Raw genomic sequence first — 22,735 nt, 5'->3', positions numbered from 1 at the left:
GCCTCACTATTACTAGTGAAGCTTTTTGTGAGCCCGATAGGATTCGAACCTATGACCGCCTCCTTAGAAGGGAGGTGCTCTATCCAGCTGAGCTACGAGCCCGTAACTCTTAAAAATTAGTCGGGGTGGCAGGATTCGAACCTGCGACCTCCGCGTCCCAAACGCGGCGCGATAACCGGGCTACGCTACACCCCGAATAGTTATCTAAATTATTATCAAAAAAATTGCGGAGAGACAGGGATTCGAACCCTGGCGACACTTACGCGTCGACAGATTAGCAATCTGCTCCATTACCACTCTGGCACCTCTCCAATAATTTAATGAACTTTAGCAATAAAATTGCGGATGCAAATGTAATGTATCATCTTTAAGAACGCAACTATTTTTTTTAATTTTTTATAATATTTATTCAGGATATTCAATACGTAAATGATAAATGTTTGCTAGCTTGTGCTTTAGTACTTTTTTTATAGACTGAATTTCTTTAAAAGTAATGTTGGCATTTAAAAATTGTTCGTCAACCATTTGCTTATTTATAATATTTTCAACAAAATTATCTATCTTAATAGAAGTTGGCTCTTTCAAACTTTTTGATGCTGCTTCAACACTATCGCACATCATTAGAATAGCTGTTTCCTTACTAAATGGTTTTGGCCCAGGATAAGTAAATAAATTTTTATCAACAGTGCTGTCAAAATCTTTCTCTTTTTTATAAAAATAGTAAACTGTACTTGTACCATGATGAGTTCTAATAAAATCTATAACTCTATCTGGAAGGTTGTTTTTTTTAGCTATTTCAATACCATTAATTACATGATCAATTATAATTTTTGCACTTTCTTTTGAAGACAATTCATCATGTGGATTTATTCCAGTAGATTGATTTTCTGTAAAATAAGTCGGATTCATCATTTTACCTATGTCATGGTATAATGCTCCTACTCTAACTAACATGGCATTTGCCCCTATTTCGTTTGCTGAAGCTTCAGCTAAATTAGCAACGTTTAATGAATGATGAAAAGTTCCTGGGGCTTTATTTGAAAGTTCTTTTAAAAGTTTTGTGTTAGTATCCGATAATTCAAGTAAAGATACATCTGATACCAAACCAAACAATTTTTCATAAGCATATATAAGTGGTTGCACAAATAAAGTAGCTAATCCACATAATACAAACATACCGAAAGTTTCCCATTTTAATGTTTCAACACTTCCTTCATGAATTACAAAAAAAGCAAAATATGCTATTATATAAATTAGTGTTATTTGCCCTACTGAAATAAACAAATTTGCTCTTTTATATAGCTCAGAAACTGTTAGTATAGTCACAATTCCTGCAATTATTTGAAGAAACATATATTCATAACTATTTGAAACTATTGAGCCTAGTAATAAAACAGTTATAACATGAGTAAACATCCCTAACCTAGCATCAAAAAATGCTTTTAAAACTAAGGGTAGTATACAAATAGGTACTACATAAATATATTGAGAATTATAATTAACAACCAAAGTTGTTATTAAAACCATTAAGAATACATTAAAAAAGATAAAGGTAACTTTTGTATTGTTTTCAAAAATATCAAACCTATATTTTCTTAAAAATAACAGTAGCATCAATAAAGCTAAAGAAACCAATAAAGTGTATGCAAAAAGAATCCAATTGTAATTAGATTTAGTCCAAACTTGAGATTCATATTCAGACTCTAAAGATTTAAGAATTTGATATTTACTCCCTTCAACCACTTCTCCTTTTGAGATGATTAAAGTTTCTCTTTCTACGCTTCCTCTTGTATAAGCAACTTTATCTAAATCACTCTGCAAAGCTTTTTCAGTAATCCCTTTATCATACTCTAAATTAGGTTCAACTATATCGAAAAATAAAGAAATATATGGGGTTGAATACTGACTTAAATTTTCATTATTTAATGTATTATTGATTTTATTTTTTATTTCTCCTTGTTTAATTAAATCTGAAAATTTAATTGTTTGCTTTTCTGTTCTTCCTTCTAAAAGTACTACCTTCCGATCATTCGAAAAGTCGAAATCTTCACTTAAAACACCATAATTATAAATGTGATCTATAATATTTAATCCAAGAGCAAATAACTTTTCTTTATCTTTTTTTACTAATGAATCTGGTAATTCTAGTTTAAATTCAGAATTATAATCAGCAATTACTTGATCTTTTATTTTAGGTTCTAAATTAAAATAAAGTATCGCATTATCTTTAATTTCTTTTTTTTCAGATTGAATTTCTTCATCTGTTTTTTTTATTGCAAAATCGAAAGGAGCATATAAATTTTCTGACTGCCAAGGTTTTCCTTTTTCAAAATTATATTTAAACTTTCCACTTTTAGGAAACAAATAGACTATTAAAAATGTAGTACTTATAAAAAGTATTAATTTATAAGCTAAGGAATGGTTTTTATAAAGAAAATTAATAAAGTCTTTCATTGATAATATTAAGTAATTCAAATGTAATAAAAATATCACCGAAATAGACGACTTATAATAATGTAAACATTCTAGATTCTATTAAAAATTGATTAATTTTGCACCAATAAAAATTAAACACACTTAAAATGAGTAAAGAAGTAGTTATAGTATCTGCAGCAAGAACACCAATTGGTAGTTTTTTAGGAGCTTTATCAACAATTCCTGCCCCAAGATTAGGTGCCATAGCAATTAAAGGAGCATTAGACAAGATTAACTTAAAACCAAACTTAGTTCAAGAGGTTATTATGGGAAATGTTGTTCAAGCTGGTACTGGACAAGCACCTGCAAGACAAGCAGCTATTTATGCTGGTATCCCAAATACGGTTCCATGTACTACTGTCAATAAAGTGTGTGCTTCAGGAATGAAAAGTGTTATGCAAGCTGCTCAATCTATTGCTCTAGGTGATGCTGATATTATTGTAGCTGGAGGTATGGAAAATATGAGTTTAATTCCTCATTATTATCATGCAAGAACAGGAACGAAATTCGGACCTGCTACTCTAGAAGACGGAATGCAAAAGGACGGTTTAGTTGATGCCTACGATAATAATGCTATGGGAGTTTGCGCTGATGCTTGTGCTACAGAATATAAATTTTCTCGAGAAGATCAAGATGCATTTGCTATACAGTCATATAAGCGTTCTGCTGCTGCTTGGGAAGCAGGTAAATTTGATAATGAAGTTGTTCCTGTTGAAGTTCCACAAAGAAGAGGTGATGCCATAATTGTTTCTAAAGACGAAGAATTTACAAATGTTAAAATAGAAAAAATTCCTGCTTTACGTCCTGCTTTTACAAAAGAAGGAACTGTAACTGCTGCTAATGCTTCTACAATTAATGATGGAGCTGGAGCAATGGTGTTAATGAGTAAAGATAAAGCATTAGAATTAGGATTAAAACCATTAGCAACCATAACAGGTTATGCAGATGCTGCTCAAGAACCAGAATGGTTTACTACAGCTCCTGCTAAAGCATTACCAAAAGCTTTAGATAAAGCTGGAATTTCTATAAACGACGTAGATTTTTTCGAATTTAATGAAGCTTTTTCAGTAGTTGGTTTAGCTAATATGAAAATATTAGAACTTAACGATAACAATGTAAACGTAAATGGTGGTGCAGTTTCTTTAGGTCATCCACTTGGGTGTTCTGGTGTTAGAATTTTAATTACCTTATTAAGCGTTTTAGAACAAAACAATGCAAAAATTGGTGCAGCTGCTATTTGTAATGGTGGTGGTGGGGCATCTGCAGTTGTTATTAAAAGAAACTAATCCTGATATTAATTATTAATGCAATACGGAATTTGTAATTTAAGCATTGTTCCTTTAAGACTAGAACCTACAGATACTAGCGAATTAGTTTCGCAAGTATTGTATGGTGATTATTTTAAAGTTCTTGAACAGCGTAAGTCTTGGAGCAAAATTCGTCTTGGATTTGATAAATATGAAGGTTGGATAGACAACAAACAATATTTTAAAATTTCTGAAGAACAATATAGAACAATTCATCTTGAAAAACCTATTCTCTCAACTGATTTAGTTGAATTTGTAGAAGATATAGACAAGCAATTATATGCTATTCCTTTAGGTTCATCATTAAACGGTCTTTCAATTCTAAATCACACTCATGATGGTAATATAATTAATGAGAGAAAGTCGAAGACACAATTAATTGAAACAGCATTTCTTTATTTAAATGCGCCATATCTTTGGGGAGGAAAAACGCCTTTTGGGATTGATTGTTCCGGTTTTACACAAATGGTTTATAAACTTAATGGCTATATACTTTTAAGAGATGCTTCGCAACAAGCTACTCAAGGAGAACCTTTAAGTTTTATTGAAGAAAGTGAGCCTGGTGATTTGGCCTTTTTTGATAATGATGAAGGACGTATCGTTCATGTTGGGATTATAATGAAAGACAACTATATTATTCATGCTCATGGTAAAGTAAGAATTGACCGATTAGATCATTCTGGAATTTACAACCATGAAAAACGCATGCACACACATAAATTAAGAGTTATTAAAAAAGTGATATAAAAAAAGCCGCATAAAAAAGCGGCTTTTTTTATAGTAATTAAAGAGTACTTATCCTTCTAAAGACTCTACTTTAGCTTTCATTGCTTTAAACTTATCTGTATTCCCAGTAGCACTATAAATATTCATAAGTGTTTTTGCAGCATCTATATTATTTGGATCTGTTTTTAAAACTGCTTCCAAATATGGAATGGCACTTTTGTAGATCTCAGTACGTTGTAATTTTAATTCATCGTAACGCTTATTATCAGCAGAAGAACTACCAAGGCTATTCATTTCTTCAATTAAATCTTTTTCTTGATCTAAAATCATTGCAGCCATATTAATTTGAGCATTGGTATAAGATGGATCTAATTCAATTGCTTTATTATAATATTTTTTAGCAGACTCTATATCTCCAGATTCTTGAGACATAACTCCTAAATTAAATTGTAATTCAGCATTATTTGGATCTTTTTGTGTAGCCTCTTGTAATAGTTCTTTAAACTTAGCTTTATTTCCTAATTGGAAATATAAATTTGCTTCAGAAATTAATAAATTTAAATCGTCTGGATTTGCTTGTCTAGCTTTAGCCATGGCTGCAAGAGCTTTTTCATTTTGCCCTTTACTTGTATAAATCAATGCCATGTTTTTAATTATCTCACCTTGTTTAGACTCAGTATTACGTTGACTAGGTTTAATATGCGTTCCTCCTTTTACAGAAATATCTCTAATGTTTTTACTTTGAAATACTTCTATTTCGTTTGTCTCTTTATCTATAGCTGTATATTCTGTTTCAATTCCAGTATAGTTTAACTCTTCCAATTCTTCATAAAGCACAATAGCTCTGTCAAATTCTTGAACACCAGTAGCAGTTACAGCTGCATAATATAAATATAAAGTATCTTTTGGTGAAACTCTATAGGCATTCTCAAAGTTCTTTGATGACACACTATAATCTTTACTTTCGTAAGCATCATTACCTTTTTTAACAAAAGACTGAATCATACTATTCTTTAATTGTTCAGATTCTTCAACATAATCTCCTTCTACCAAGCCTAAACTTTTTAATGCTTTAGTTACATCATCATTATTAGAAGAACCATTTGCATATAATGCTTCAGCATTTAAAAAATAATATTGAGCTTTATATTTATCATCCATAGTAGAAAGCATAGGTTCTACTTGGTTTAAAATTGTTTTTGCTTCAGCAAAGTTGTTGTCTTTAATTGCTTTTTCAGCTTCTTTTAATTCTTTTTTTTGTGCAAAAGAAAGTGTAGTTACTATAAATGCCAAAGCAACTATAAATTGTTTTTTCATTGTTATTAATATTAAATTATTTATTTTCTTCTTCTTCTTGGGAATTATCAAGAGTTGTGCCATCTTCATGTTGATTAGATATTTCAGTAGTTTCAGAAATTATACCATCTCCATTTTCATCTACTTCATCTTCATCATGCATGACTTTTGCAACAGCTGCTATTGAATCGTTTCCTTTTAAATTAATTAGTTTTACACCTTGTGTGGCTCTACCCATGACTCTTAAATCTTCAACTGCCATTCTAATTGCAATCCCAGATTTATTGATAATCATTAAATCATCACTATCAGTCACATTCTTTATAGCCACTAAATTACCTGTTTTTTCTGTAATAGAAATGGTTTTTACACCTTTTCCTCCCCTATTAGTAATTCTGTAATCTTCTAAACTAGAACGTTTTCCATAGCCATTTTCTGAAACTACAAGAATATCACTTTCCATATCATCTACAGCAATCATTCCAATAACTTCATCAGTTTTTTCATTAGCTAGGCGTATTCCTCTAACTCCAGATGCACTTCTACCCATTGGTCTTGTTTTAGCTTCCTCAAATCGAATGGCTTTACCAGATTTTAATGCTAACATGACCTGACTTTCTCCTGTAGTTAATTTAGCTTCCAATAAAATATCATCCTCTTTAATTGTAATGGCATTAATTCCATTAGTTCTTGGTCTAGAATATTGCTCTAAAGATGTCTTTTTAACTTGTCCTTTTTTGGTAGCCATAATTACATAATGGTTATTAATGTAATCTTCGTCTTTAAGGTCTTGAGTACAGATAAATGCTTTTACAGCATCGTCTTGCTCAATATTTATTAAGTTTTGGATTGCACGACCTTTAGACGTTTTACTTCCTTCTGGGATTTCGTATACACGCATCCAGAAACATTTTCCTTTTTGAGTAAAGAACAACATGTATTGGTGATTTGTTCCAACAAATAAATGTTCTAGAAAATCTTCGTTTCGGGTAGTTGACGCTTTTTGTCCAACTCCTCCTCTATTTTGAGTTTTATATTCGGTAAGCGATGTACGTTTAATATAACCAGCATGCGAAATTGTAATCACTACTTTTTCGTCTGGAATCATATCTTCAATACTTAAATCGCCTCCAGCATATTCTATTTTAGAACGACGCTCGTCTCCATATTTATGCTTAACTTCTTCAAGCTCTGTTTTAATAATTTCCATTCGACGTTCTTTTTTTTCAAGAATGTCTTTCAAATCTTCTATAGTAACCATTAAATCTTCATATTCAGAACGTAATTTGTCTTGTTCTAAACCTGTAAGTTGACGCAAACGCATTTCTACAATCGCTTTTGCTTGAATTTCTGAAAGCTTAAAACGTTCAATTAATTTCTCACGAGCTTCATCAGCATTAGATGATGAACGAATTAAAGCTATAACTTCATCTATATTATCTGAAGCTATAATTAAGCCTTCTAAAATATGTGCACGCTCTTCTGCTTTACGCAATTCATAAGTAGTTCTTCTAACTACTACTTCATGTCTGTGTTCAACAAAAAAATGAATTAACTCTTTTAAGTTAAGTAATTGAGGTCTTCCATTTACTAGCGCAATATTATTAACACTAAATGAAGATTGTAAAGCTGTATATTTAAAAAGTTTATTTAAAACGATATTTGGAATAGCATCACGTTTCAACACGTAAACAATTCGCATCCCATTTCTGTCTGACTCATCTCGAATAGTAGAAATTCCTTCAAGTTTCTTTTCATTTACCAAATCAGCAGTTTTTTTAATCATATCTGCTTTATTGACTTGATAAGGTATTTCAGTTACAATAATACTTTCACGACCTTGAACTTCTTCAATATTCGCTTTTCCACGCATTACGATACGTCCTCGACCAGTATGAAAAGCTTCTTTCACACCATCATAACCATAAATTGTTCCACCTGTTGGAAAATCTGGAGCTTTAACATGAGTAATTAACTCATCAATGTCAATATCGTTATTGTTAATGTATGCTATAGTTCCATCTACAACCTCAGATAAGTTGTGTGGTGGCATATTAGTTGCCATACCTACAGCAATACCAGAAGCACCATTTACTAGAAGTCCAGGAATTCTTGTAGGTAAAACTGTAGGTTCCTGTAAGGTGTCATCAAAATTTAATTTATGATCAACAGTTTCTTTGTCGATGTCTGCAAGCATATCTTCAGATATTTTACGCATACGTGCTTCTGTATAACGCATAGCTGCAGGGCTATCTCCATCTATCGACCCAAAATTTCCTTGACCATCTACAAGCATGTAACGCAAACTCCATTCTTGAGCCATACGTACCATAGCATCATAAACCGACGTATCACCATGTGGATGATACTTTCCTAAAACTTCTCCAACGATTCTAGCTGATTTTTTATGTGCTCCAGTTGCTCTAACACCTAATTCATGCATTCCATAAAGAACACGTCTATGAACGGGTTTTAAACCATCTCTTACATCTGGTAAAGCACGTGACACAATGACTGACATTGAATAATCAATGTAAGCCGATTTCATTTCATCTTCAATATTTATTGGAATGAGTTTTTCTCCTTCTGCCATATATAATTTAATTAGTTTTTTTCAAGTTTTTCAAATCGTGCTAATATAACCATTTCATCAGTTACAGTAAGTGTTTCATGTTATTTTTTTGAAGTTTTTTATTAACAATTTCTAGCTTTTATATTTAATAAGTAAGCTGTTAAATATTTTGATTTTATTAAGTTTTTTTTGTCTATTAGCACAAAACCTATATTTTAAGGTATGGTTTTTGTTTTTAGTCAGTTGAATTTATTATTTTTAATGAAGAAAGAAACTAATATATGGATGATAATTTTTCACCAAGAGTAAAAGACGTCATTGCTTATAGCAAAGAAGAGGCATTGCGCTTAGGTCATGATTTTATTGGCACTGAGCATTTAATGCTTGGCTTGTTACGCGATGGAAATGGTAAAGCTATTAACATACTTAATGCCTTAGAAATTGATTTAAATCACTTGAGACGTAAAGTAGAAATATTAAGTCCTGCAAATCCAAATGTAGCAGTTATTTCTAATGAAAAAAAGAATCTGCATTTAACAAGGCAAGCTGAACGAGCTCTAAAAACAACCTTTTTAGAAGCTAAATTATTTCAAAGCACATCTATAAACACGGCACATTTACTTTTGTGTATTTTAAGAAACGAAAACGACCCTACAACCAAACTTTTAAATAAATTAAAAGTTGATTACGATAACGCTAAAGAACAATTTAAACATATGATAACTAATGATGACGAATATTTAGAACCAAAAGCTGAATCTTTTCAAGACGATGATGATGCCTCTTCTGAAGATGATGGTTCTAAGGATAATTTATTTAATTCACCCTCTTCTAAAACAAATAAAAAATCTAAAACTCCAGTTTTAGATAATTTTGGACGTGATCTTACAGCTATGGCCGAAGAAGGCAAGCTTGACCCTGTTGTAGGTAGGGAAAAAGAAATTGAAAGAGTATCACAAATACTAAGTAGAAGAAAGAAAAACAATCCACTTCTTATTGGTGAACCTGGAGTTGGTAAGTCTGCTATTGCAGAAGGTCTAGCTAACAGAATTGTTAAACGTAAAGTGTCTCGTATTCTTTTCAACAAACGTGTTGTAACTCTTGATTTAGCAAGTTTAGTTGCTGGAACAAAATATAGAGGACAGTTTGAAGAACGAATGAAGGCTGTGATGAATGAACTTGAAAAAAATGATGATATTATTTTATTTATAGATGAAATTCATACAATAGTTGGTGCTGGTGGAGCTACTGGAAGTTTAGATGCTTCCAACATGTTTAAACCTGCTTTAGCTAGAGGAGAAATTCAATGTGTTGGAGCCACTACCCTAGATGAATACAGGCAATACATTGAAAAAGATGGTGCTTTAGAGCGTCGTTTTCAAAAGGTAATTATCGAGCCAACTAGTGTAGAAGAAACGATTGAAATATTAAATAATATTAAAGATAAATACGAAAATCATCATCATGTTGATTATACCCCCGAAGCTATTGAAGCTTGCGTGAAATTAACAAATAGATACATGACAGATCGTTTCTTACCAGACAAAGCTATTGATGCTTTAGATGAGGCTGGTTCTCGTGTTCATATTAAAAACATAAATGTTCCTAAGCAAGTTTTAGATCTTGAAAAACAGTTAGAAGCTGTTAGAGAAACTAAATCAACCGTTGTTAAAAAGCAGAAATACGAAGAAGCTGCCAAATTAAGAGACGACGAAAAACGACTTGAAAAAGAACTAGCTGTTGCTCAAGAAAAATGGGAAGAAGAAACCAAATTACATAGAGAAGTTGTTACAGAAGATAATGTAGCAGATGTAGTCTCAATGATGACTGGAATCCCTGTTAATAGAATTGCGCAAACAGAAAGCAATAAACTTGCTCAATTACCTGAACTTATTAAAGGAAAAGTTATAGGTCAAGACGAAGCCGTTGCTAAAGTAGTTAAAGCTATTCAGAGAAATAGAGCTGGACTTAAAGATCCAAATAAGCCTATTGGGTCTTTTATCTTTTTAGGTCAAACTGGAGTTGGTAAAACCCAACTTGCTAAAGTTTTATCTAAACAATTATTTGATAGTGAAGATTCTTTAGTTAGAATTGATATGAGTGAATACATGGAGAAGTTTGCTATTTCTAGATTGGTTGGAGCACCTCCAGGTTATGTTGGTTATGAAGAAGGCGGACAATTAACAGAAAAAATAAGACGAAAGCCTTATGCTGTTGTATTACTTGATGAAATTGAAAAAGCACATCCAGATGTTTTTAACATGCTTTTACAAGTTTTGGATGATGGATATTTAACAGATAGTTTAGGAAGGAAAATAGATTTTAGAAACACTATTATTATTATGACTTCTAATATTGGTTCTAGAAAATTAAAAGATTTTGGAACTGGTGTTGGTTTTGGAACAGCTTCTCAAAAAGCGCAAGAAGATGCCAATGCAAGAAGTGTTATTGAAAATGCACTTAAAAAAGCATTTGCTCCAGAATTCCTTAATAGAATTGACGATGTGGTTGTTTTTAATGCGCTTGAAAGAGAAGATATTAATAAGATAATCGATATTGAATTAGAAAAATTATTTGATCGTATTAAATCTCTGGGTTATACGCTTAAATTAAGTAAAAAAGCTAAAGATTATATTGCTGATAAAGGGTTTGACAAACAATATGGAGCAAGACCTCTAAAAAGAGCCATTCAGAAATATATTGAAGATAAACTCGCAGAAGAAATTATTAACTCTAACATTCAAGAAGGAGATATTATTTCAATGGATTTAGATACAAAATCTCAAGAATTAACTGTTAAAGTTGATAAGTCTAAAAACGCAACTGAATCATAACTTAAGGCTTTCATTATACCTATAAAAACGTCATTAAAATAATTAATGACGTTTTTTATTTGCATATTGTTTTTTAAAGTAATTTTACTAAAAAATTAAACATATAAAATGTCAAATTTGCTTACATTTCCATTTGGTAAGGTTACTGTTCATGATAATTATATAATTGTAGTTATGAATGAAGGAATAGTTGTAACTCCAGATTTTAACAGTGTGTTAGAAGATATTGCTAAAACATATTTTAGCAATAAAGCGTTTGTTTATATAACCCATAGAATTAATTCGTATTCTGTAGATCCAAACATCTATTTTAAAACGTCTCAAATAACAAATCTAAAAGGTTTTGCTGTTGTAACAGGAGACAAATTATATAGAGATAATGTGGCCTTAGAAAAAACTTTCTTTTCTAAACCATTTAAAAGCTTCGCTCAATTAAATAAAGCAATAGATTGGGCAAATAACCTTTTAGAATCTAACTAAACATTTATAATACTTCCTGACTATCTATTGATAAGTTGTCAAGAAATAAAATAGAATTTTCAATGTCTTTATACAGTTCTCTATCGAATGCTACAAAAGGCACTTCGCTTCTATATACATTTAAAAAAGATTCTATAAATTCTGAAGATTTTAAAGGAGCCCTTAAACTTAATGCTTGAGACGCATTAAACAATTCTATAGCTAATACACGTTTAATATTTTCAACTAATTTAAATACTTGAGTAGCTGAATTCGCTCCCATACTTACATGATCTTCTTGGCCATTACTAGATACAATACTATCGATACTTGCAGGAGTTGCTAACTGTTTATTTGCACTTACAATACTAGCTGCTGTATATTGAGGTATCATAAAACCAGAATTTAACCCTGGACTATCCACTAAAAAGGCTGGTAAACCACGCAAACCAGAAACTAATTGAAACACGCGTCTTTCAGAAATATTACCTAATTCTGCCATAGCTATTTTTAGGTAATCTAATGCTAAGGCTAAAGGTTGTCCATGAAAATTCCCACCTGAAATAATTTCATCTTCTTTAGAAAAAATATTAGGATTATCTGTTACCGAATTAATTTCAGTAATAAACGTTTTTTCAACAAAAGCTAATGTGTCTTTACTTGCACCATGAACTTGAGGCATACATCTAAAAGAATAGGGATCTTGTACATGAACTTTCTCTTGAGCTATCAACTCACTTCCTTCAAGAAATTCTCTAACACGCTCAGCTGTTTTTAACTGTCCATTATGTGGCCTTACTAAATGTACTAACTCATTAAATGGTTCTATTCTACCATCGAATGCATCTAAAGAAATACTTCCTATTAAATCGGCTAAATAAGATAACTTATAAGATTCCAATAATAATTGAATTCCATAAGAACTCATAAATTGAGTTCCGTTTAATAATGCTAATCCTTCTTTAGATTGCAGTTTAATAGGTTCCCATTTAAATTCATTTAAGATGGCTTCTCCAGAATAAACTTTTCCTTTAAAATTAACTTCTCCTTTTCCAATTAAAGGTAAAGCCAAATGTGCTAAAGGTGCCAAGTCTCCAGAAGCACCCAAAGAACCTTGTGTAAAAATAACTGGTAAAACATTATTATTATAAAAGTCAATCAATCGCTCAACAGTCTGAAGTTGTACACCACTATGTCCATAACTTAACGATTGTATTTTTAATAAAAGCATCAACTTTACAACAGAATGAGGTACAACTTCTCCTGTTCCACAAGCATGAGACATCATTAAGTTTTCTTGAAGCTTTGTTAGATTTTCTTTTGAAATCTTCACATTATATAAAGAACCAAACCCTGTATTAATTCCATAAATAGGTTTATCTTGGTTTTTAAGTTTTTCGTCTAAATAAGTTCTACATCTTGTTATTTTTTCAATAACTTCTTCAGAAAGTTTCAATGTTTTCTCTTCAAAAATAATATCGTGAAGGGTTTTTAAATCTAATGTTTTCGAAGATATATTATGAATGTTATCCATGGTATTTTTTAATAGATTCCAAAATTCAACATTACAATTCTTTTATGCAAACATTTGTTAATAATTAATGGTTTTAATGAATTATCTAAAATATCTTCTATTTTTGATAAAAAAATATAAACAAACACAATGAAAAAAATTCTAATACTTTTAAGTGCAATAGCTATTGTTGCTTGTAAAAAAGAAGAAGCTCCTAAAGATTACGTAACATTTTCTGGAACAATATCTAACAAAAATAGTGACTCTGTTGTTATTAGATCTCGTGATTATTCTAAAACAATAAAAGTAAATGAAAATGGAACATTTAGCGACACTCTAAAAGTTGAAACTGGTGTTTACAGCTTTTTTGATGGCTCTGAAGCAGCTCCTATCTTCTTAAAAAATGGTTTTGAAATCAATTTAACTATAGATACAAAAGAATTTGATGAATCTATTGCTTATACTGGAACAGGTTCTGAGCACAGTAACTTTTTAGCAAAAAAAGCTTTAAAACAAGAAACCTTATTAAATATGGACGAATTAAGTACTCTTACCGAAATGGAAGAGCTTGATAAAGCTTTAGACAATATTAAAGTAGAATTAAATGAGTTTTATGCATCTCAAACAGGTATTGACTCTTCACTAATTAATAGCAGTGTAAAAGATATCGAACCTATGCTTAAATTTTACAAAGGTTATTTAGCTGATGCTATCAATTTGAAAAAAGAATTACCAGAAGGCACTCCTTCTCCAATCTTTGTAGATTATGAAAATGTAGATGGTACGACAACATCTTTAGAAGATTTAAAAGGTAAATATACTTACATAGATGTGTGGGCTACTTGGTGTGGGCCTTGTAAAGCAGAAATTCCTTCATTGAAAAAACTTGAAAGAGAATATCATGGTAAAAATATAAATTTTGTTAGTCTTTCTATCGATGACGACAGATCTCATGGAGGTTCTTGGGATAAAGCTCGTGAAGATTGGAAAACCATGATTGCTGATAAAGAATTAGGTGGTATTCAATTATTTGCTCCAGAAGGTTGGCAGTCTCAATTTATTAAAGATTATAAAATTAAAGGCATTCCTCGATTTATTTTAATCGATCCAGATGGAAATGTAGTAACTCCAGATGCTCCTAGACCTTCTAGCGAAAAACTTATTGAATTATTTACTTCATTAAGCATTTAATTTTTAAATACATTACTTAAAAAAGCCACTCAAATTGAGTGGCTTTTTTTATTCTTCATTTGGTTCTTGTATTGGAGGTTCTGGCTGTTTAAACAAATCTAAATAGGCATCTCCAATGGATTCTATTACATGGCTAGCTATTAGACTTTGATATCCAGTATGTTCTACAGCTATATCTGCCGATTTACCATGTAGATACACGCTAAAAATGGCTGCAACCAACGGATTATAGCCTTGAGCTATCAATCCTGTCAAAATGCCTGCTAAAACATCACCAGTTCCTGCTGTTGCTAAACCTGGATTTCCTGTAGAATTTATATATAACTGGTCTTCTAAAACGGTTATGGTATGCGCTCCTTTTATAACTACAATAACTTGATGTTTTTTCGAAAAGGCTTTAACTTTCTTTAGCTTATCAAAATCATCTTTCCAACTCCCAATTAAACGCTCCAATTCTTTAGGATGAGGCGTTAATACAGAACCTTCTGGAAGGTGTTTTAAAAAGTCTTTATTTTCAGAAAGTATATTAATAGCATCAGCATCTAAAACGAGTGGAATTTTATTCTTTTTTAAAAACTCTCCAAAGGCACTAACTGTTTTGGCATCTGTTCCTAAACCAACGCCTATTCCAATTGCAGAAGCACTAACTTCAAAATCTATTTTTGTAATCATATTTTCATCTACATCAGTTATTACCATAGCTTCAGGAAAAGAAGCTTGTAAAGCATGATATCCACATCTTGGAATAAAAGCCGTTACTAAACCAGTACCAGAAATTAATGCAGCTCTGCTTGCCAAAGTAACAGCTCCAATTTTACCATAACTTCCACCAATAATCATGGTATGCCCAAAATGTCCTTTATTAGAAAATTTATTTCTAGGTTTATAAATCGGTAACACTTCTTGTTTACCTATTAACTCTGCTTCAGTCTGTGTTTTAATTAAAAACTCTCTATCTATACCAATATCTAACACTTCCCATTGAATGGAATATTTAGCTGTATCAGGTAAAAAGAACACCAGTTTAGGCGATTGAAAACTTAAGGTATGGTTAGCCCAAACCACACCATTTTCATCTTCAGGTACTTGATTTGTATACAAACCAGAAGGAATATCTATAGCTAAAGTAAAGGCTTTAGAAGTTCTAAAATGTTGAAACAACTCTTTTATCCAAGCATTGGCTTCTCTATTTAAACCTATACCAAAAACAGCGTCAATAATAATATCATCTACTCCAATTGGTGGAAAGTCTTCTTTGCAATCTAAAAGCGTTGGCCATTCTTTGGTTACATGCTTAATTTTATCGTAATTAACTAAAAAATCTTTGGAACGCTTATCGCTACAATTAACCACATAGGTATGCACATTATAGCCATGAATAACTAAATGTCTTGCTACAACCAAGCCATCTCCTCCATTATTCCCAATGCCACAAAACACATGAATAGGCACTTGAGCTCCTTGCATTCTTAAATGAAGCCAATTAAAAATTTGTAAACCAGCACGTTCCATCAACTCAGCAGAAGTTATATTCTGTCTTTCGGCTGTTAGTCTATCTCCTTCGTAAACTTGTTCTTTTGATAATATTTTCATTGAAATTCAATTAATTTATATGAAGTAAAAATAATACTTTTGAAAGCATAAATCTAACTATTCTTTTTTCAAATGAATTCTATTATTAAAGCCACTTTAAATGATGCAGAAATACTTTCTAAAATTGGAAGACAAGCTTTTGTTGAATCTCATGGAATGAGTGCTTCTGAAAAGGATATTTTAAATTATGTAGAATCAAAGTTTACAAAAGCAGTTTTTGAAACAGAATTAAATGATGAAAATAATGTATTTCATATTTTAAATTACAATCAGGAACCTATAGGTTATTCAAAAATAATATACAATTTCTATCAAGATAGCATACCTTTTAAAAACGTGACAAAATTAGAAAGACTTTATATTTTGGAAGAATTTCATCATTTAAAATTAGGTTTAAAACTCTTTAATTTTAATGTTACATTATCTAAAGAACATGAACAAAATGGCATGTGGCTTTTTACCTGGATTGAAAACCACAAAGCCATTAATTTTTATAATAAAGCAGGTTTTAAAATTGTTGGAAGCTATAATTTTAAAATTTCAGAAACCCACTCAAACCCGAATCATCAGATGCTTTTGGTGTATTAATTGTGTCTTATTCTTATTCATCTAAAGAGGATATCAATTATTTATGCTAAATTCATTCAGTATTAAAATACACTTGTATCTTATGAAATATGTAACTAAAAGTTTAAAAATTATTTTAACAATTGTTTTATTGATTATTATAACAGTTGTTGTCTTTTTTGGTCATCGAGATATCCCTCTAAATAAATTAAAAGCAAAGTACGCTAAAACTCCATCTTTATTTATTTCAGTGAATGGCATGGATGTTCATTTTCGTAATGAAGGAAACCAAGCCGACTCTATTCCAATAGTTCTTATCCACGGAACAGGTTCTAGTTTACATACATTTGATACTTGGGCAAAAAGTTTGAAAAAATCAAAACGTGTGGTTAGAATGGATATTCCTGCTTATGGCCTAACTGGCCCATTTCCAGATGGTAATTATTCGATGACTAATTACACAAATTTCTTAAAGGAATTTTTAACAGCTTTAGATATTAAACAATGTGTGCTTGCTGGCAATTCTTTAGGTGGACAAATAGCCTGGAACTTTACCTTAGAGAAACCAGAGATGGTAAAAAAATTGATTTTAATAGATGCTGCAGGATATCCAATGAATTCTAAGAGCGTACCAATTGCTTTTAAATTGGCTAAAACTCCTGTGTTTAACAAGTTGCTTACTTATATAACGCCACGTTTTTTAGTGAAATCTAGTGTTGAAAATGTGTATTTCGATACCTCAAAAGTAACAGATTCTTTAGTCGATAGGTACTTTGAACTCACTCTCAGAGAAGGAAATCGTCAAGCCTTAGTCGATAGATTTAAAATGACAGAAGATGCTAATGCTTATAATAACATCAAAAACATTCAGCAGCCAACGTTGATACTTTGGGGAGCGAATGATTTATTAATTCCTGTAGAAAACGCTTATCTATTTCAGGAAGATTTACCAAACGATACCTTGGTTATATTGGATGATATTGGACATGTTCCAATGGAAGAAAGTCCTCTTGAAAGCCTAATACCTGTGATTAATTTTTTAAATAAAAATGATTAACTTCTTTTTCATATGAGAAAATTTACTTGTACTGAATTTGTTTCAGTATTAAAACAAATTATATGGGTCTTAAACGACACTCCAAAAATCAGATTTTCTTAATCCAAACTAGGTAAAGTAAAATCGTCTAATGCACTTTTCTCTTTCATTAGTTTTTCAATCTCTTCAGATTTACGTGGAGCTTCAGCAGATAGGTTGATTGGTCCATTTTCAGTAATTAAAATATCGTCTTCTATTCGTACGCCAATTCCCCACCACTTTTCATCGCAATCACTACCTTTAGGAATATAGATTCCAGGTTCTACTGTAATAACCATATTAGCTTCAAAAGCGCCATAAAGTCCAGCATCATGCACATCTAAACCAATATAATGTGAGGTGCCATGAGGAAAATACTTTCTAGATTCTTCTTCTGATTTAATAATACCCAATTCCAATAAACCTTTAGTAATTATTTCCCTTCCAACAGTATCTGTTATATTGTGAGGGTTTCCTACAACTGCTGATGCAATACCAGCTTCCTGAGCTTCATATACTAAGTCGTAAATAATTTTTTGTTCCTTGGTAAATTTACCATTTGCAGGAATAGTTCTAGTAACATCTGCCGTATAACCATGGTATTCAGCACCTAAATCCATTAAAACTAAATCGTTTTCAACATGCATTTTGGTATTATCAATGTAATGCAAAACGCATGCATTATTTCCAGCTCCAACAATACTTGGATAGCCTTCATATTCACTACCATATTTTTTATAAACATATTCATGAACGCCTTGTATTTCTGTTTCAGACATACCAGGATGCATAGCCTTCATTATTTCACGTTGTCCCATAGCAGAAATTCTTACAGCTTTGGTTAACAACACCATTTCTTCTTCGGTTTTTATCTGTCTTAATTCTCCCATTATGGTTGTTAGAGATTGTGTGTCTAAATTGCTTTTAGGAGTTTCACTTTCAATTTTAATAACTTGTTGTTTTAATTCTATACGTGTATTATTATCTGTAGTATTAACATATTCTGAAATAATTTTATCATCTTTTAATTCTGGATAGTATTCTAAAGCACGACCTAAGTTTTGAGCCACATCTGCACTTTGTTCTATTTCGGTTGCTTTAATCATTTCGTAGGCACGCTCTTTCATTGGATTTGGAATAGCATTTACACTATAATTTGCTTGTGTTTTAAATGTCTCTATTAAGCTGTATAAATCTGCCTTTTCTCTTTTTGACTTTCTATAATCATCTTCGAAATTAAAAAACATCACTTTATTAAATGACGCATAATCTATTCCTGAATTTTCAAAATCAGATCCAAAATAAGCCATATCAAAGCCTAATTTATTTTTTGCTCCTTCTACACCTAATCGAGCTCCATTATAAAGTTCCATTCGTGCATTTTTGTCTTGGACAAACAACATTTCCTTATAGCTATTTCCTTCAGCATTTGTTTGTTCGTCTGAAAATATAACCAACACAGCATGAGGTTCTTTAAAACCTGTTAAATAATAAAAATTAGGGTCTTGATGATAAATATAATCTACATCGTTTGCTCTATTTCTAATAGGGTTTGCAAATAAAACAGCAACACTATTTTCTGGCATTTTAGCTCTAAAAGCATCTCTTCTTTCCTTATGGAATTCAGAGCTTAAATAATCGGTTGGATTACCATCTTGGGCAATAATTAATAAGGAAAATAAAAAAGCGCAAAGTGTGATTAGTTTTAATTTCATCTTGTTATGGTTTAAAAAAATAAAAATACTTGTTTCTATTTAGTTTCTTGATATTATCTATAAAAATTAACAAATTTTTAATCTAGTAGTATAGTCTTTAAAACAGATAATTTTTGATACTTTTGAAACTTATTAAAAGATCAATTAATTGATTTCCGTTAGATCGAAACTAAATATATATATTCAATGAAAAATACTGCTTTAACATCCACTCATGAAGCTCTTGGTGCAAAAATGGTTCCTTTTGCTGGTTATAATATGCCTGTTCAATACGAAGGCGTTAATATAGAACACGAAACGGTTAGAAATGCTGTTGGTGTTTTTGATGTATCACATATGGGAGAATTTTTAATTGAAGGTCCAAATGCATTGGCTTTAGTACAAAAAGTAACCAGTAACGATGCAAGCAAATTAACAGTTGGGAAAGCTCAATACAGTTATTTACCAAATAATGATGGTGGTGTTGTTGACGATTTAATTGTGTATCGTGTTAAAGAAGAAACTTATTTACTAGTTGTAAATGCTAGCAATATTGAGAAAGATTGGAACTGGATCTCATCAAAAAATGATGTTGGTGCTCAAATGAAAGATTTAAGCGAAGACTATTCTCTTTTAGCCATTCAAGGACCTAAAGCTGTTGAAGCTATGCAAAGCTTAACAAGTCATGATCTTTCAGAAATTAACTTCTACAATTTTATTGTAGGCGATTTTGCTGGTGTAGAAAATGTCATTATTTCAGCAACTGGTTACACTGGAAGTGGTGGCTTTGAAATCTATTGCAAGAATAGTGAAGTAAAACAAGTTTGGGATAAAGTGTTTGAAGCTGGAGCTGCTTATGGTATCAAGCCTATTGGTTTAGCTGCTAGAGATACACTGCGTTTAGAAATGGGTTATTGCCTTTATGGTAACGATATAGACGACTCTACTTCTCCTTTTGAAGCAGGTTTAGGTTGGGTAACAAAATTCACCAAAGAATTTACAAATTCTAAAGCCTTAGAAGCCGAAAAAGCTAATGGTGTTGAAAACAAATTAGTGGCTTTTAAATTAGACGAACGTGGAATTCCAAGACAAGGTTACGATATTGTTGATGGTCAAGGTAAAACTATTGGTCGTGTTACTTCAGGAACCATGTCTCCATCATTAGGAATTGGGATTGGTTTAGGTTATGTACCAAAAGTATTTGCTGATATTGACAGTAAAATACATATTCAAATTAGAAAAAATGCTGTTCCTGCAACAGTTATAAAACTTCCTTTTTATAAAGGATAAGATATGATTGATTACCAAAGTATTTTAAACAACATCTATCAGGAAGTAATTCAGGAAAAAGATAAAGGTGAGATTGCCACTTACATTCCAGAATTAGCTAACATAGATAAAAATACTTTTGGAATCCATTTACAATTAATTTCTGGAGACTCTTTTTCGGTTGGAGATTCTGAAAAGAAATTTTCCATTCAGAGTATCTCTAAAGTATTAAGCTTGGCTTTGGCCATATCTAAAGTTGGAACAAATATCTGGAATCGATTGGATGTAGAACCTTCAGGAAATCCGTTTAATCATCTGTCTTTATTAGAATTGGAGAAAGGTATTCCTAGAAATCCATTTATCAATTCTGGAGCTATAGTTATTGCAGATATATTAGTGTCTTTACTAGATAGTCCAAAAATAGATTTCTTAGCCTTTATTAGAGAAATTTCAGGAGATTCAGGTATTGATTACAATTATAAAGTTGCAGATTCTGAAAAAAAGACTGGTTTTAATAACTATGCAGCTGCAAATCTTTTAAAATCTTTTAATAATCTGGAAAATGATGTGGATGTTGTTTTAGATTTTTACTTTCATCAATGCTCTATAGAAATGACATGTTCTCAGCTAACAAAAGCCTTTTATCTGTTGGCTAATAAAGGGAAATGTCTTGCCAACAATAAAATCCTCACTAAAAGTCAAGCCAAGCGTATCAATGCCATCATGTTAACTTGTGGCTTTTACGATGAAGCTGGAGAATTTGCTTTCGAAGTTGGCCTACCAGGAAAAAGTGGTGTTGGTGGTGGCATTGTAGCCTTACTTCCAAACGAATTTATTATTTCTGTTTGGGCTCCAGGTTTAAACGAAAGAGGAAATTCTAAACTTGGTATGCAAGCCCTAGAACAATTCACTACACAAACCAATCAATCGATATTTTAATTACAAATCTTCCGTTTTAGACCTATATGAAAGAAAGAGAAGATAAACATCGTATTTTAATTTTAGGTGCAAGTGGATTTTTAGGAAACGCCATTTATAAAGAGCTTTGCTCTTATTTTAAAACTTTCGGAACCTATAAAACAGACCATATTTATTTTGAAAGAAACAAACACTTTTTTCAATATAATATGGAAGAAGACGATATTTTTGATATTCTAGAAGCTGTAAAACCAACCATTATAATTTCGGCTTTAAGAGGTGAATTTTCTGCTCAAGTAATTGCATATAAGCATATTACAGAATACTTAAAACAAAACAAACAGTGCAAATTCATCTTTTTGTCTTCTGCCAATGTGTTTGATGGTTATAGTAAATTTCCTAGTTACGAAACCGACAAAACTTTAAGTCATAGTATATATGGGCATTTTAAAATTAAAATTGAAAACATGCTCATGCGTTTACCTAAAAGACAAATAGTCATCATTAGATTGCCTATGGTTTTTGGAACACATTCGCCAAGAGTTCAGGAAATAAAATTGTTTATTAATGAGAAAGAACCTGTGGAAGTCTTTCCGAATTTAATTATGAATGTGTCTACAGATTCTAAGTTAACGCAACAAATACACTACATCATTAACAGAAACAAAACTGGAATTTTTCATTTAGGTTCTAAAGATTTAGTGCATCATGACGAGTTTATAGAAGACATTATTAAAACATTAAATCTTGAAAACTATACTTTAAAGCAAGTTTTTACTACAAATGATGAACGCTATTTAGCCGTGTTATCAAAACACAATCTATTAGCAAAGCATCTACAGTATTCAAGTCAAGAAATTTTAACAGAATTAGCTGTTTTGTAGAATTTCACATTAAAATTGTTTAAATTTATATACACATAAAATCAAACAACATGAGCAAATTATCAGATCAAGACATAGAAAAAAAATTATTGCGTTTTCCAGATTGGGAATATTATGAAAATGCACTTCACGCAGAATTCGAATTCGATAATTTTAGAGATTGCTTTAGTGCTATGAGCCGAATAGCTTTTGAATGCGAAGCTTTAAATCATCATCCAGAATGGACAAATGTGTATAACATACTTTCCATTTCACTATCAACACACGATGCTGGAGGTGTTACAAACAAAGATTTTCAGCTAGCCGAAGCTATAGAAATGATTGTTGAAGTTCAAGAGTAAACAATTTTCATAGCATCAATT

The 22,735-nt window shown here is 31.3% G+C and carries 17 protein-coding genes and 3 tRNA genes; 11 read left to right on the top strand and 9 right to left on the bottom strand.

The genetic code is table 11. The features are described 5' to 3' along the window. Positions 1-28: 28 nt before the first annotated feature. From FVF61_RS01730 to FVF61_RS01715, 4 genes are all read right to left on the bottom strand, one after another. Positions 29-102: transfer RNA gene (locus FVF61_RS01730), tRNA-Arg, on the bottom strand. Between the two features lie 18 nt (positions 103-120). Further along, positions 121-195: transfer RNA gene (locus tag FVF61_RS01725), tRNA-Pro, on the bottom strand. A gap of 32 nt (positions 196-227) precedes the next feature. Then, positions 228-311: transfer RNA gene (locus tag FVF61_RS01720), tRNA-Ser, on the bottom strand. A 94-nt stretch (positions 312-405) separates the two neighbouring features. After that, positions 406-2,454 carry an HD family phosphohydrolase gene (locus FVF61_RS01715; RefSeq protein WP_148452612.1) on the bottom strand — a complete coding sequence of 683 codons (2,049 nt, stop codon included), beginning with the start codon at positions 2,452-2,454 and terminating at the stop codon, positions 406-408. Between the two features lie 128 nt (positions 2,455-2,582). On the opposite strand from FVF61_RS01715, the gene FVF61_RS01710 reads away from it, so the two are divergent. Both FVF61_RS01710 and FVF61_RS01705 read left to right on the top strand, forming a co-directional pair. Next, positions 2,583-3,761, top strand: a complete 1,179-nt coding sequence (locus FVF61_RS01710) for an acetyl-CoA C-acyltransferase (RefSeq protein ID WP_148452610.1) — start codon at positions 2,583-2,585, stop codon at positions 3,759-3,761. Positions 3,762-3,779: 18 nt separating this feature from the next. After that, the gene (locus tag FVF61_RS01705) at positions 3,780-4,529 is read left to right on the top strand and encodes a C40 family peptidase (RefSeq protein WP_148452608.1); all 750 of its coding nucleotides are present in this window, start codon (positions 3,780-3,782) and stop codon (positions 4,527-4,529) included. A gap of 48 nt (positions 4,530-4,577) precedes the next feature. Here the strand turns inward: FVF61_RS01705 and FVF61_RS01700 are convergent, their stop codons facing one another. Both FVF61_RS01700 and gyrA read right to left on the bottom strand, forming a co-directional pair. Continuing rightward, positions 4,578-5,825, bottom strand: a complete 1,248-nt coding sequence (locus FVF61_RS01700; protein ID WP_148452605.1) for a tetratricopeptide repeat protein — start codon at positions 5,823-5,825, stop codon at positions 4,578-4,580. Positions 5,826-5,841: 16 nt separating this feature from the next. Beyond that, positions 5,842-8,397, bottom strand: coding sequence for a DNA gyrase subunit A (gyrA, locus tag FVF61_RS01695; RefSeq protein WP_148452603.1), 2,556 nt, complete (start codon positions 8,395-8,397; stop codon positions 5,842-5,844). 260 nt (positions 8,398-8,657) lie between these two features. Here gyrA and FVF61_RS01690 point away from each other — a divergent pair, with 260 nt between their 5' ends. Continuing rightward, a complete protein-coding gene (locus FVF61_RS01690) occupies positions 8,658-11,210 on the top strand; it encodes an ATP-dependent Clp protease ATP-binding subunit (protein WP_148452601.1) in 2,553 nt (850 codons plus the stop codon). A 108-nt stretch (positions 11,211-11,318) separates the two neighbouring features. Further along, positions 11,319-11,690, top strand: coding sequence for a hypothetical protein (locus FVF61_RS01685; RefSeq protein ID WP_148452599.1), 372 nt, complete (start codon positions 11,319-11,321; stop codon positions 11,688-11,690). A 4-nt stretch (positions 11,691-11,694) separates the two neighbouring features. On the opposite strand, the gene hutH is transcribed toward FVF61_RS01685, so the two are convergent. Then, positions 11,695-13,203: a histidine ammonia-lyase gene (gene hutH / locus FVF61_RS01680; protein WP_148452597.1), complete on the bottom strand. Its 1,509-nt coding sequence runs from the start codon at positions 13,201-13,203 to the stop codon at positions 11,695-11,697. A 129-nt stretch (positions 13,204-13,332) separates the two neighbouring features. Between hutH and FVF61_RS01675 the strand changes: the two genes are divergently transcribed. Beyond that, positions 13,333-14,373, top strand: a complete 1,041-nt coding sequence (locus tag FVF61_RS01675) for a TlpA disulfide reductase family protein (RefSeq protein ID WP_148452595.1) — start codon at positions 13,333-13,335, stop codon at positions 14,371-14,373. A gap of 48 nt (positions 14,374-14,421) precedes the next feature. Here FVF61_RS01675 and FVF61_RS01670 read toward each other — a convergent pair whose 3' ends face one another. Next, positions 14,422-15,966 (bottom strand): NAD(P)H-hydrate dehydratase, encoded by a 1,545-nt coding sequence (locus tag FVF61_RS01670; protein ID WP_148452593.1) that lies wholly within the window; start codon positions 15,964-15,966, stop codon positions 14,422-14,424. Between the two features lie 72 nt (positions 15,967-16,038). On the opposite strand from FVF61_RS01670, the gene FVF61_RS01665 reads away from it, so the two are divergent. Together FVF61_RS01665 and FVF61_RS01660 are read left to right on the top strand one after the other, a co-directional pair. Then, positions 16,039-16,554: a GNAT family N-acetyltransferase gene (locus FVF61_RS01665; protein WP_148452591.1), complete on the top strand. Its 516-nt coding sequence runs from the start codon at positions 16,039-16,041 to the stop codon at positions 16,552-16,554. Positions 16,555-16,636: 82 nt separating this feature from the next. Next, a complete protein-coding gene (locus tag FVF61_RS01660) occupies positions 16,637-17,590 on the top strand; it encodes an alpha/beta fold hydrolase (RefSeq protein WP_148452589.1) in 954 nt (317 codons plus the stop codon). Between the two features lie 98 nt (positions 17,591-17,688). On the opposite strand, the gene FVF61_RS01655 is transcribed toward FVF61_RS01660, so the two are convergent. Further along, positions 17,689-19,323: an aminopeptidase P N-terminal domain-containing protein gene (locus FVF61_RS01655; RefSeq protein ID WP_148452587.1), complete on the bottom strand. Its 1,635-nt coding sequence runs from the start codon at positions 19,321-19,323 to the stop codon at positions 17,689-17,691. A 186-nt stretch (positions 19,324-19,509) separates the two neighbouring features. On the opposite strand from FVF61_RS01655, the gene gcvT reads away from it, so the two are divergent. Genes gcvT through FVF61_RS01635 form a run of 4 tightly spaced genes read left to right on the top strand, consistent with a single transcriptional unit; the run spans position 19,510 to position 22,714 of the window. Beyond that, a complete protein-coding gene (gene gcvT, locus FVF61_RS01650) occupies positions 19,510-20,592 on the top strand; it encodes a glycine cleavage system aminomethyltransferase GcvT (RefSeq protein ID WP_148452585.1) in 1,083 nt (360 codons plus the stop codon). Between the two features lie 3 nt (positions 20,593-20,595). Next, positions 20,596-21,510 carry a glutaminase gene (locus FVF61_RS01645; protein WP_148452583.1) on the top strand — a complete coding sequence of 305 codons (915 nt, stop codon included), beginning with the start codon at positions 20,596-20,598 and terminating at the stop codon, positions 21,508-21,510. A gap of 26 nt (positions 21,511-21,536) precedes the next feature. Next, positions 21,537-22,373 (top strand): sugar nucleotide-binding protein, encoded by an 837-nt coding sequence (locus FVF61_RS01640; RefSeq protein ID WP_148452580.1) that lies wholly within the window; start codon positions 21,537-21,539, stop codon positions 22,371-22,373. 50 nt (positions 22,374-22,423) lie between these two features. After that, positions 22,424-22,714 (top strand): 4a-hydroxytetrahydrobiopterin dehydratase, encoded by a 291-nt coding sequence (locus FVF61_RS01635; protein ID WP_148452579.1) that lies wholly within the window; start codon positions 22,424-22,426, stop codon positions 22,712-22,714. The last annotated feature ends 21 nt before the right edge of the window (positions 22,715-22,735 follow it).

Source organism: Xanthomarina maritima, assembly GCF_008084905.1.
GTDB classification, from domain to species: Bacteria; Bacteroidota; Bacteroidia; order Flavobacteriales; family Flavobacteriaceae; genus Xanthomarina; species Xanthomarina maritima.
Note: the sequence above shows the minus strand (reverse complement) of the source record. Positions and strands in the feature narration are given on the sequence as shown.